Genomic DNA, 11,160 nt, shown 5'->3' on the forward strand with positions numbered 1-11,160 from the left:
TTTCTCTGAAATCCTGAATTATCGTTTCAGCCTTCACTTCATTGCTGACCTGCGCCCTATATCTCTGCTTTTTGCGTGTGCCTGCTTGAAATCCTGAACGGGTGGTGCGTATTTTGTACGGGTCGCCGTTCGCGGCTTGCACAGTAACAAGGATTGAGTCATGACTACCGATGGCCACAAATCACTCGTGCAGCGATTGACGGGCATTGATGAGATTGAATGTGTCACTCCGGATCTGAACGGTGTGCCACGGGGCAAGGTGATGACCACCGAGGGGTTCCTTGAGGGGCGGCGGTTGCAGATGGCGCGGGGCGTGCTGCTGCAATGCATCATGGGCGGCTATCCGCCGGTGCGTTTTTACGGCAGCGATGACGGCGATCTGGCACTCAATGCTGATCCAAAACACATCCATCGCCTGCCCTGGAGCAAGCAGCCTCGGGCTTTGGCGATTTGCGATGCAGACGAGTTGACTGGAGAAAGCTCTCGTCTTTCGACTCGCGGTCAGCTTAAGGCGGTTATCGCACGTTACGCCGCTCGAGGTCTGGCGCCGGTGGTGGCGACCGAGCTGGAATTCTTCGTATTTGCACCCAATACCGACCCGACCCAACCGTTCCTGCCGCCGGTCGGTCTGGACGGGCGTCGTGAGGAAGGTCATTCGGCTTTCAGCGTCAGTTCCAATAACGGCTTGAGGCCGTTCTTCAGTGAAGTGTATGAATGCATGGCGGCGCTGGGTTTGCCGCGCGATACGTTCATGCACGAGATGGGTATCAGCCAGTTCGAGATCAATCTGTTGCACGGCGATCCGTTGCTGCTGGCCGATCAGACATTGCTGTTCAAGCATTTACTCAAGGAAGTCGCACTCAAGCACGGCTTGACGGTGGTCTGCATGGCCAAGCCGTTGGCGCATACGCCGGGAAGCTCGATGCATATTCACCAGAGCATTGTGGAGCTGGGTACCGGGCGTAACGTGTTCAACGACGATGCCGGCCAGCCGACCGCGACCTTCCGCCATTTTATCGGTGGTCAGCAAGCGGGCATGGCGGATTTCACCGCGCTTTTTGCACCGAACGTGAACTCTTATCAACGCTTGTGCCATCCTTACGCGTCCCCGAACAATGCCTGTTGGTCACACGACAATCGGGCTGCGGGTTTGCGGATTCCGGCAAGCTCGCCTGTGGCGCGACGGGTCGAGAATCGCTTGCCTGGCGCCGATGCCAACCCGTACCTGGCGATTGCCGCGAGTCTCGCTGCCGGGCTTCACGGCATAGAAAACGAGCTGGAGCCGACCCCGGCTGTCCAGGGGGAATTTGAAGTGCCGGAAAGTTTGTCGTTACCTTGTACCTTGCATGCAGCACTTGAGCGTCTGAAGCGTAGCCAATTGGCAAAGGAACTGTTCGGCAAGGAGTTCATCGAAGGCTACATTGCTTCGAAGACCATGGAGTTGAGCAGTTTCCATGATGAAATAACGCCCTGGGAGCGGCGTGTTTTAGCGGCCCAGGCATAACCGACCCGTCGCCGTCGGGCTATCGTTTCTGATAGCCCGATGCACAATTCAAGGAGCCGCTCGGAACGCCGATGCGCCAAATCTGGAAATCCTTTCGAGCGCTTTATTTCGCCTCGCTGATGATGCTGATCGGCTCGGGCTTACTCAGTACTTACCTGGCATTGCGCCTGGCTGCCGACCATGTCGACGGTTTGTGGGTCGGTGCGTTGATGGCCGCCAACTATTCGGGCCTGGTGCTGGGCGGGAAAATTGGTCACCGGCTGATTGCCCGGGTCGGGCATATCCGGGCCTACGCGACCTGCGCCGGCATCGTCGGCGCGGCGGTGCTGGGGCATGGTCTGGTGGATTGGTTGCCGGCCTGGCTGTTCCTGCGGATGATCGTCGGCCTGGGCATGATGTGCCAGTACATGGTCATCGAGAGCTGGCTGAATGAGCAGGCTGAAGCCAGGCAGCGTGGCCTGGTATTCAGTGGCTACATGATTGCTTCCTACCTCGGGTTGGTCCTGGGTCAGCTGATTCTGGTCATGCACCCGGCGCTGGGTCTGGAGTTGTTGATGCTGGTCGCACTGTGTTTTGCCTTGTGCCTGGTGCCCGTCGCCATGACCCGGCGCATTCACCCGGCGCCCCTGCATCCGGCACCGATGGAGCCGCGTTTCTTTATGAAACGCGTGCCGCAATCGTTGAGTACCGTGCTGGGGGCGGGGTTGATCGTTGGTTCGTTCTACGGTCTGGCGCCGCTGTATGCCTCTCAGCAGGGGCTTTCCACGGAGCAGGTCGGCCTGTTCATGGGTAGCTGCATTTTTGCGGGTTTGGTGGTGCAGTGGCCGCTGGGCTGGTTGTCGGATCGCTATGATCGGGCGTTGTTGATCCGTTGCTTTGCGTTTTCTCTGGCGCTGGCCGCGTTGCCTTTGGCGATAATGCCCGAGGTGCCACTTGAAGTGTTGTTTGTCGCCGGCTTCCTTTGCTCATTGGTGCAGTTCTGTCTGTATCCATTGGCGGTGGCGTTTTCCAATGACCATGTCGAAGGCGACCGACGGGTTTCCCTAACGGCAATGTTGCTGGTGACGTACGGCGTCGGCGCAAGCATCGGGCCGCTGGCTGCGGGTGTGCTGATGAAGCTGTTTGGCAGTCAGATGCTCTATGCGTTCTTCAGCTTTTTCGCGCTGGTGCTGGTGTGGCGCATTCGGCCTAAAGCGGTGACAAACTTGCATCAGGTCGATGATGCGCCTCTGCATCACGTCGCCATGCCAGACAGTATGTCGAGCTCGCCTTTGGTGGCAGCGCTTGACCCGCGGGTCGATGAGCAGGTCGTGCACGAACAGATGCAAAATGCTGTAAACCTGGAGCCTGAGCCGGAGCACGAAGTGGATGTAACGCCCGAGGAGCCAGATCCGGAGCCTGCGCAAAGCTTCACTCAGGTAAGGCCTTAGAAAAAAAACGGGCAGTCACCGAAAGGGACTGCCCGTTTTTTATTGAGGTGTTGACTCAGAAATCGTCTTTATCAAAGCGGCGTGCTTCGCGCTGAAGCTGATAGACGAAACGCTCGACCTGGCGTTGAACCTGGCCGCTCATGTTGTGAAAGCGTACGCCGGCGAAGGTGGTGTCGATCCGCTCTTCGTGATGCAGATAACGCAATTCGACTGGCGCCGTCATTTTGCCGAAGGGCAGGGCGGCAATGAATCGGTCGTAGACCTCGCCCAGTTGCAGGCGGTCGGAGATGTCGCCTTCAAAGCGCAACTTGCAGCCGGTAGCCGAGATATCCAGCAGTTTACCCTTGATCGGGGCTTTAAGCTTTTCGCCGCCGAGTTCGATGTTGACCAACTGAGCCAGTTTCAACGCTGCACGAAACGCATTGCGACGTTGGTGATAGACCACTTCATCAGGCATCGTGCCGCGATAGCAGCGACTGCCATTGGATTCGTCGATCGTCAGAGTGCCGGTGCTTTCCCAGGCAATCCGCACGCCGTCGTGGAAACCTTCGACGCGAAACGCTTCGCCATTGAGCAGAAAGCGTTCGCCATCGCGAGGAATCATCTCGTCCAGGGCGATCATGGTGCTGTCTCGATCGACTTCGACCAGATAGCTCTGAAAGCGCTGGGTGCGCTCATGAAAAGTGATGATCAGTGGATCATGGCTCTCTTGCAGCAACCGCAGATTGGCGGCAATTTCCAAAGGGGTAGTGAGCGCCTTTGGTGGCTGCGGAGCATCTTCTGCGTTTAAGGCATTGAACACGGTTCATCAATCTCCAGACAAATACGACACACGCAAGAGCCGGCATTTTGCCAGCATGTTTCGCGTCTTGATAGAGCGCTCATCTCTGAATTCAAGCCTGACTAAGTGGGCGGGGCTTCGCAAGCTTGGAGGTTGATCCGCGGGCATCATAAAGGGCAGGAGGTTCGCCACCGGTGAGGATCTTCAACTGATTGGCGGTGGTGGCTTGCTGGATCTGGATCGAACGACCGTTGAGTTCGTTGGCTGCCTGGCAGTTGGCCAGAAGCTGATTGAGTTCGTCGCTCTGAGACAGCAGTTGATCGCCAATGGACGATTGCTCTGCAAGTCGTTCCAGGCCGCTTCGACTGGCCGGCAGGTTCAGGCTGATGAGGATCTGGCTGCGTAAACGCCCATGCTGTTCAAGCAAAATGATCAGCGCCTGTTTCTGCGCGAGAATATCTTCGAGCAGTGGCATGTCGCGACCGTGCAAAGCGAGGGCCTCGGTTTGCAGCAACTCCAGCAACTGTTGAGCTGGAGCAAAATCGTCAGTGATCAGTTGCAGTAAATTTGTGTCGTGCATGGCTGGCCTTGGGTTTTAAGCGTCCAAAAGCCTGGCGCAGGCCTTTGGCTAGCGCTGGGCTTCGAAGTTGAGCAGTTTGCTGGCTACACGGTTGCTGTCGACTTTATAGCTGCCATCGGCAATCGCTTGCTTCAACTCGGCCACGCGGGCTTTGTCGACAGCAGGTTGATCGCGCAGCGTGTCAGTGACCTTCTGCAACTGTTGAGCCTCATTACTGAGGTGAACCGACTCCCCGCTTTGGCTGGTACTGGCCTGTTCGGCCGGGGTAATCACCGGCGCGGATTTGCCGGCGTCGCCGGTTTCCTTGCTGCCGCTGGTACGCGTACTGCCTGTGGGTGAGGGGGAGCTGTTTAAACGGCTGAAATCGATGACCATGATAGAAAACCTCTGGGTATTTGGACGCTTGCCATGTTTTCGGCCATACCCGGTAAAACTTTAGGCTCAATTTTCGATGAGCCGGCGCGAGTCGGCACCTGCCTTGCTTGAGGCACAGTTTAGGGAACGCCTGAGTGCAGCGCCAGTTCCCTACATGGCGACGTCCACCTGGCCCGGCGCGGTCACGCGCGCTTTGATTACCCGTTGAGAGTTCAGATTCTTGACCCTGATCTGTTCGCTCAGACCGCCGTTGGACAACGCTTCGCCGGGCATTCGCACATTGAGCGTACCGCTGCGAACGGATATCACCACTTGATCGCCTTTGCGAACGACCTCCGCCTGTTCCATGTGGACAAGGGTAATGACCTGATCGCTGACCATTGGTCGGACGAGTTTCTGACCGATGGCCTGATCGACCGACGTCAGATAACCCTGATTGATCAGGCTGATGTCGCGCTCGCGCAGGATGACGTCCTCAGGTTCGATGATGCCGGCGCGTTTAAGTGGGCGAGTGGTGGTAACGACCTCTCGAAACAGGCGCACTTGAGCGGGAACGAAGACGGTCCAGGGCGAGGCGCCATCGCAACGCACCTTTACGATTACGTGGCCCAAAGGCTGAGCCGGACTTTCCAGCGTCGCTGTCAATTCCTTGTCGCATAGCGGCATGCGCAAGCGAGGGTCGAGTTGATTGACCTGAATTTCGTAGCGTCCTTCGGTGTGGCTGGTTGCCAGATAATCTTCTACGGTGAATTCAAGAAAGCCTTGAGTGACGCCGATAAGCAGATCAGGCAAGGTAACCGGGTCAGCAACGGCAGGGCTGCCAGCGGTGAAAAAGCACAACGCTGACAACGCGCAAAGCAATTTGCGATACGTTGATGTCAGGTGTCGGAAAAATGTCGTTTTTGCGTTCATAGCAGTTAAAAAGCAAGCCCCGTGCCGTTTAGTGATGAATGTGCATCGGATCTTAAGCGTTGGTGTAGGAGTCTGGGCATGGCTGGTGTAATGGATTCGGTGAACCAGCGCACGCAACTGGTAGGGCAGAATCGCCTTGAGCTGTTGTTGTTCCGTCTTGACGGCCAGCAGCTGTATGGGATCAACGTGTTCAAGGTTCGGGAGGTGCTGCAATGCCCCAAACTGACCCTGCTGCCTAAATCCAGTCCTGTCGTGTGCGGTGTCGCAAATATTCGGGGGGCGACCATTCCGATTCTTGATCTGGCAATGGCGACCGGTTCTGGCGGTTTGCAGGATCAAAGCAATCCCTTCGTAATCATCACGGAGTACAACACCAAGACCCAGGGTTTTTTGGTCAGGTCGGTCGAGCGCATCGTCAACATGAACTGGGAGGAGATCCATCCGCCACCCAAGGGCACCGGGCGCGATCATTATTTGACGGCAGTGACCCGGGTCGACAATCAGTTAGTCGAAATCATCGATGTCGAGAAGGTCCTGGCTGAAGTGTCGCCGGCATCGGAATCCATTTCGGCGGGTGTGGTGGACGTTGAAACGCAGCGCAAGGCGGTTTCCCTGCGGGTGCTGACGGTCGACGATTCGTCGGTAGCGCGCAAGCAGGTCACGCGTTGCCTGCAGACCGTCGGGGTCGATGTAGTGGCATTGAACGACGGCCGACAGGCGCTGGATTACCTGCGCAAGCTGGTCGAGGAGGGCAAGAAGCCGGAAGAAGAGTTCTTGATGATGATTTCCGACATCGAGATGCCCGAAATGGACGGCTACACGCTCACGGCCGAGATCCGCAGCGATCCACGCATGCAAAAGCTACATATCATCCTGCATACTTCGTTGTCAGGTGTATTCAATCAGGCGATGGTGAAGAAGGTCGGTGCCGATGACTTCCTTGCCAAATTCCGTCCTGATGACCTGGCATCCCGGGTAATCGACCGGATCAAAGCAGCAGATAACAGCTAGGGCGTTTGCCCTTGGCGGTCAACACGATTTAAGAGGCGGCATCATTGTCTACGGGTAATTTGGATTTCGAACAGTTCCGGGTCTTCCTGGAAAAAGCCTGTGGCATTTTGCTCGGTGAAAACAAGCAGTATCTGGTGTCGAGCCGTCTCAATAAACTCATGGAGCAGCAGGGCATCAAATCGTTGGGTGAGCTGGTTCAGCGCATTCAGACCCAGCCGCGCAGCGGGTTGCGCGAGATGGTGGTGGATGCCATGACTACCAACGAAACCCTGTGGTTTCGTGACACCTATCCGTTTGAAGTATTGAAGAACAAAGTACTGCCCGAGTCGATCAAGGCCAGTCCTGGCCAGCGCCTGCGCATTTGGTCGGCGGCGTGCTCGTCGGGGCAGGAACCCTACTCATTGTCCATGTCGATCGATGAGTTCGAGCGGACCAACATGGGTCAGCTGAAAATGGGTGTGCAGATCGTTGCCACCGATTTGTCCGGCACCATGCTGAACAACTGCAAGACCGGCGAATACGACAGTCTGGCCATTGGCCGCGGTCTCTCCGCGGAGCGGCTGCAACGGTACTTCGATCCGAAAGGGCCGGGGCGTTGGGCGATCAAGGCACCGATCAGGAGTCGGGTGGAGTTTCGTTCGTTCAACCTGCTCGATAGCTATGCAAGTCTTGGCAAGTTCGACATCGTGTTCTGCCGCAACGTGCTGATCTACTTCTCCGCTGAAGTGAAGAAGGACATCCTGCTGCGGATTCACAGTACGTTGAAGCCAGGTGGCTATCTGTTCCTCGGCGCATCCGAAGCGCTGAATGGCTTGCCGGATCACTACCAGATGGTCCAGTGCAGTCCTGGAATCATCTACCAGGCGAAGTGATTTGCCAGCGTCATAAAAAACGGGAGTCCTCAGGGACTCCCGTTTTTTGTCCGCCGAAATGATCGTTCCCACGCTCCTGCGTGGGAATGCATCCCGTGACGCTCTGCGTCACATCTCGAAGCGGACGCAGAGCGTCCATGGCGGCATTCCCACGCAGAGCGTGGGAACGATCACGGATCTCATGCATCCCGACATCTCGAGCGGCAGAAAAGCGGCAGGCGGCGGAAATCAGTTGCCGCTTTTCTGGCATTGCCACCTTGCCGATGCCCGCAAAGCCCCGGTTTACGGCCTTTCGTGAATTGGCACGACGCTTGCTATGTTCATCGCACGAAAAATCTGGTCACCCGAAGGTTTCCCGGCATGAGCATCAGCTTCGATAAAGCGCTCGGTATCCATGAACAAGCCCTGGGCTTCCGCGCTCAGCGTGCTGAAGTTCTGGCCAACAACATCGCCAACGCTGACACCCCTAATTACAAGGCTCGGGATCTGGATTTCTCTGCCGTGCTTGCTGCGCAGAATGAAAAGACCAAGAGCGGCACTTTCGCGTTGAACATGACCAATAGCCGTCATATCGAAGCCGAAGGTCTGGGAAATGGCGACGAGACGTTGCTGTATCGCACGCCAATGCAACCCTCGATTGACCAAAACACCGTGGACGCCCAGCTGGAACAGTCGAACTACGCGGAAAATGCGGTCAACTTCCAGGCCAGCTTCACGCTGCTCAACAGCAAATTCAAAGGGCTGGTGTCAGCCCTGCGCGGAGAGTAATCCATGTCTCTTGCCAGTGTTTTCAATATTGCCGGTAGCGGCATGAGTGCTCAAACCACTCGTTTGAACACCGTCGCCAGTAACATCGCCAACGCCGAGACCGTGTCTTCGAGCATCGACCAGACCTACCGGGCCCGTCACCCGGTGTTCGCCACCATGTTTCAGGGTGGTCAGAGCGGCGGCAGCAGTTCGCTGTTCCAGAGCCAGGATGCCGCCGGCCAGGGCGTACAGGTGCTGGGTGTGGTTGAAGACCAGAGCAATCTGGAGGCGCGCTACGAACCGAACCATCCGTCAGCCGATGCCAAGGGCTATGTCTACTACCCCAATGTCAATGTGGTTGAGGAAATGGCCGACATGATTTCCGCCAGTCGCTCGTTCCAGACCAATGCGGAAATGATGAACACCGCCAAAACCATGATGCAGAAAGTCCTGACCCTCGGTCAGTGATAAGGGGCGACTCAGATGACGAGTGTTACCGATACCACGAGCGGCCTGGATCTCAGCCAGATCCTTGCTAACTCTTCGGTCAAGACCAGTACCACCAGCACCTCGGGTCTTGCGGCGGCAACCAGTGGCACTACGGGCAAGAATGCCTTGGGCAAGGATGCTTTCTTGCAGCTGCTGGTCACCCAGTTGAAGAACCAGAACCCGCTGTCGCCGCAGGACAACAGTGCGTTTGTCGCTCAGCTGGCTCAGTTCAGCAGCCTGGAAGGCATCACCACGCTGAACACTTCGGTCAACTCCATCGCGAGTACCTTCCAGTCGTCGCAGGCGTTGCAGGCTTCTTCCCTGGTGGGTCGCTCGGTGGTTGCTCAAACCGGTACAGCTGTGGTCGATACAACCAAGAGCCTGACGGGCAGTGCAGTGATCCCCTCGTCGGTTGCCGACGCTACCGTGAGCATCACGGATAAAAACGGCAATGCGGTGAAAACCATCGACCTGGGTAGCCAAAGCGCCGGTAACGCCAGTTTTGTCTGGGATGGCACCAACGATGCCGGTGTCAAGGTCGATCCGGGCACTTATACCTTCAAGGCGAATGCCACGATCGATAGCAAGTCGACGGATTTGGTCACTTATCTACCGGCAACGGTCAACAGCGTGACCTTGAGTCAAACAGGTGGCGAGATGATGCTCAACCTCGCCGGTCTGGGCGCTGTTGCCCTGTCGAAAGTACAAACTATTGGTCTATAGAGCCGGCTTACGCGGCGCAAGGAGTGGAATATGTCTTTCAATGTCGGCCTTAGCGGTCTCTATGCAGCCAACAAACAACTGGACGTGACCGGCAACAACATCGCCAACGTCGCGACCACAGGCTTCAAGTCTTCCCGTGCGGAATTCGCCGACGTCTACTCGGCCACCAAGTTGGGTTCGGGTAGCAAAAGCGTCGGCAACGGCGTGGCTCTGGCCAACGTTTCCCAGCAGTTCACTCAAGGTGATGTGAACAACACTGGCAACGTGTTGGACATGGGCATTCAAGGGCAAGGCTTCTTCGTCTTGAGCAGCAACGGCTCGCAGACCTATACCCGTGCCGGTACGTTCAAGACCGACAAGGACGGCTATGTCACCAACACCGATGGCACTGCTCGTCTGCAAGGTTATGGTGTGGATGCCAATGGCAAGATCGTCAACGGTGTGCTGACCGACCTGCGGATCGACACGTCCAACCTGGCGCCCAAGGCTACTGGCGCGGTGTCTTCGACCGTCAACCTGAGTTCGACCGCGGCGGTTATCGATCAGACCGTTCTCCCGTTCGATCCAAATAACGTCAACACCTACACCAAGTCGTTCAGTACGCCAATCTATGACAGTCAGGGCAATCAGCACACCATGGATCAATACATGGTCAAGACCGCTGCTAACACCTGGAGTACCTACACTCTGGTAGATGGTCGTAACCTCAATGGCAGTACACCGACGGTGGGTGGTGCGACAGATCCCGTCGCTTCGACTATTACCTTTGACTCGGCAGGCAAACTTGTATCGGTGGCCACACCACCGAATACGCCGGCTGCACCTAACGCAACCAACAGCCTGCAATTGGTCGGCTGGGTTCCAGGCACTGTGACCAACGGAGTCTGGGCGGCCAACGGTTCGAGTGCGAATGCTGCGGGTGTGGCGATCGACCTGACCAATACGACTCAGTTCAATGCTGACACTGCTCGCTCGCTGCCGACCCAGGACGGTTATGCAACTGGTCAGATCACCAACCTGACCATCGACACTACCGGCACCTTGTTCGCCAACTTCAGTAACAGTCAGAACAAGGCTATTGGCCAAGTCTCCCTGGCCAGCTTTACCAACGAGCAAGGTCTGCAGGCGGTAGGCGGTACTAGCTGGAAAGAGACGTTCGCTTCGGGTATTCCGGCCTACGACGCCCCGACAACAGGTACCTTGGGTTCGGTGGTTTCCAACTCCCTGGAAGAGTCCAACGTTAACCTGACCAACGAACTGGTCAATCTGATCAAGGCGCAGAGCAACTACCAGGCCAATGCCAAGACCATCTCGACGCAAAGCACCATCATGCAGACCATCATTCAGATGACTTGATGCCTGGCTGGCTGACAGCGCTTCAAAAATAGCCCCTCATTGCAGGGGCTTTTTTGTGTGCGCCCAGCATTGATCGTTCCCACGCTCTGCGTGGGAATGCATCCTGTGACGCTCTGCGTCACCTCTACAGCGGACGCAGAGCGTCCGGGGCGGCATTCCCACGCAGAGCGTGGGAACGATCAAGACCATGAACGTCGCGTAAGGCGAGTTCAGCGTCATCGAGCGTTAGGGTGAAACAGGTGTAAACCTGTTTCAGGACTAGACATGATGATCGTGCGGTGCCTGGTCTGGCGTCATCGCGCCGGCTCTCGACAGTGCTGCGGAGCATGGGAGTGATCAACGTTCCACTTTTATCCAGGCAAAAGAAAACCCCCGATAAA

General features: G+C 56.7%; 13 protein-coding genes. 9 read left to right on the forward strand and 4 right to left on the reverse strand.

The features are described 5' to 3' along the window. Positions 1–262 precede the first annotated feature (262 nt). Entirely contained in the window at positions 263–1,504 is a 1,242-nt protein-coding gene (locus tag AC07UI_RS17320; protein WP_494993853.1) for a glutamine synthetase family protein, read from the forward strand. Positions 1,505–1,575: 71 nt separating this feature from the next. Further along, a complete protein-coding gene (locus AC07UI_RS17325; protein WP_494993650.1) occupies positions 1,576–2,934 on the forward strand; it encodes an MFS transporter in 1,359 nt (452 codons plus the stop codon). A gap of 55 nt (positions 2,935–2,989) precedes the next feature. On the opposite strand, the gene AC07UI_RS17330 is transcribed toward AC07UI_RS17325, so the two are convergent. From AC07UI_RS17330 to flgA, 4 genes are all read right to left on the reverse strand, one after another. Continuing rightward, positions 2,990–3,736 carry a flagellar brake protein gene (locus AC07UI_RS17330; protein WP_494993651.1) on the reverse strand — a complete coding sequence of 249 codons (747 nt, stop codon included), beginning with the start codon at positions 3,734–3,736 and terminating at the stop codon, positions 2,990–2,992. A 91-nt stretch (positions 3,737–3,827) separates the two neighbouring features. After that, positions 3,828–4,295, reverse strand: coding sequence for a flagella synthesis protein FlgN (locus tag AC07UI_RS17335; RefSeq protein WP_494993652.1), 468 nt, complete (start codon positions 4,293–4,295; stop codon positions 3,828–3,830). Positions 4,296–4,343: 48 nt separating this feature from the next. Beyond that, positions 4,344–4,670, reverse strand: coding sequence for a flagellar biosynthesis anti-sigma factor FlgM (gene flgM, locus AC07UI_RS17340; protein WP_494993653.1), 327 nt, complete (start codon positions 4,668–4,670; stop codon positions 4,344–4,346). 150 nt (positions 4,671–4,820) lie between these two features. After that, positions 4,821–5,582 carry a flagellar basal body P-ring formation chaperone FlgA gene (gene flgA / locus AC07UI_RS17345; protein WP_494993654.1) on the reverse strand — a complete coding sequence of 254 codons (762 nt, stop codon included), beginning with the start codon at positions 5,580–5,582 and terminating at the stop codon, positions 4,821–4,823. A gap of 78 nt (positions 5,583–5,660) precedes the next feature. Here flgA and AC07UI_RS17350 point away from each other — a divergent pair, with 78 nt between their 5' ends. The 7 genes from AC07UI_RS17350 to flgE all read left to right on the forward strand — a co-directional run bounded on the left by AC07UI_RS17350 (position 5,661) and on the right by flgE (position 10,780). Beyond that, a complete protein-coding gene (locus tag AC07UI_RS17350) occupies positions 5,661–6,593 on the forward strand; it encodes a chemotaxis protein CheV (protein WP_494993655.1) in 933 nt (310 codons plus the stop codon). Positions 6,594–6,637: 44 nt separating this feature from the next. Continuing rightward, on the forward strand, positions 6,638–7,465 hold the full coding sequence (gene cheR / locus AC07UI_RS17355; RefSeq protein WP_494993656.1) for a protein-glutamate O-methyltransferase CheR: 828 nt from the start codon (positions 6,638–6,640) through the stop codon (positions 7,463–7,465). A gap of 46 nt (positions 7,466–7,511) precedes the next feature. Continuing rightward, the gene (locus AC07UI_RS17360) at positions 7,512–7,763 is read left to right on the forward strand and encodes a hypothetical protein (protein WP_494993657.1); all 252 of its coding nucleotides are present in this window, start codon (positions 7,512–7,514) and stop codon (positions 7,761–7,763) included. Positions 7,764–7,825: 62 nt separating this feature from the next. Then, positions 7,826–8,233: a flagellar basal body rod protein FlgB gene (gene flgB / locus AC07UI_RS17365; RefSeq protein ID WP_494993658.1), complete on the forward strand. Its 408-nt coding sequence runs from the start codon at positions 7,826–7,828 to the stop codon at positions 8,231–8,233. A 3-nt stretch (positions 8,234–8,236) separates the two neighbouring features. Continuing rightward, on the forward strand, positions 8,237–8,680 hold the full coding sequence (gene flgC / locus AC07UI_RS17370; RefSeq protein ID WP_494993659.1) for a flagellar basal body rod protein FlgC: 444 nt from the start codon (positions 8,237–8,239) through the stop codon (positions 8,678–8,680). A 15-nt stretch (positions 8,681–8,695) separates the two neighbouring features. After that, positions 8,696–9,424 (forward strand): flagellar hook assembly protein FlgD, encoded by a 729-nt coding sequence (gene flgD / locus AC07UI_RS17375; protein WP_494993660.1) that lies wholly within the window; start codon positions 8,696–8,698, stop codon positions 9,422–9,424. 30 nt (positions 9,425–9,454) lie between these two features. After that, positions 9,455–10,780 carry a flagellar hook protein FlgE gene (flgE, locus tag AC07UI_RS17380; protein ID WP_494993661.1) on the forward strand — a complete coding sequence of 442 codons (1,326 nt, stop codon included), beginning with the start codon at positions 9,455–9,457 and terminating at the stop codon, positions 10,778–10,780. The last annotated feature ends 380 nt before the right edge of the window (positions 10,781–11,160 follow it).

Source organism: Pseudomonas sp. GW821-FHT04C07, from assembly GCF_059420325.1.

Coding starts and splice junctions, on each gene's coding strand:
- AC07UI_RS17320 (WP_494993853.1), top strand. CDS start 263: ATGACCACCGAGGGGTTCCTTGAGGGGCGGCGGTTGCAGATGGCGCGG.
- AC07UI_RS17350 (WP_494993655.1), top strand. CDS start 5,661: ATGGCTGGTGTAATGGATTCGGTGAACCAGCGCACGCAACTGGTAGGG.
- AC07UI_RS17335 (WP_494993652.1), bottom strand. CDS start 4,295: ATGCACGACACAAATTTACTGCAACTGATCACTGACGATTTTGCTCCA.
- AC07UI_RS17325 (WP_494993650.1), top strand. CDS start 1,576: ATGCGCCAAATCTGGAAATCCTTTCGAGCGCTTTATTTCGCCTCGCTG.
- flgB (WP_494993658.1), top strand. CDS start 7,826: ATGAGCATCAGCTTCGATAAAGCGCTCGGTATCCATGAACAAGCCCTG.
- flgA (WP_494993654.1), bottom strand. CDS start 5,582: ATGAACGCAAAAACGACATTTTTCCGACACCTGACATCAACGTATCGC.
- flgM (WP_494993653.1), bottom strand. CDS start 4,670: ATGGTCATCGATTTCAGCCGTTTAAACAGCTCCCCCTCACCCACAGGC.
- flgD (WP_494993660.1), top strand. CDS start 8,696: ATGACGAGTGTTACCGATACCACGAGCGGCCTGGATCTCAGCCAGATC.
- flgC (WP_494993659.1), top strand. CDS start 8,237: ATGTCTCTTGCCAGTGTTTTCAATATTGCCGGTAGCGGCATGAGTGCT.
- flgE (WP_494993661.1), top strand. CDS start 9,455: ATGTCTTTCAATGTCGGCCTTAGCGGTCTCTATGCAGCCAACAAACAA.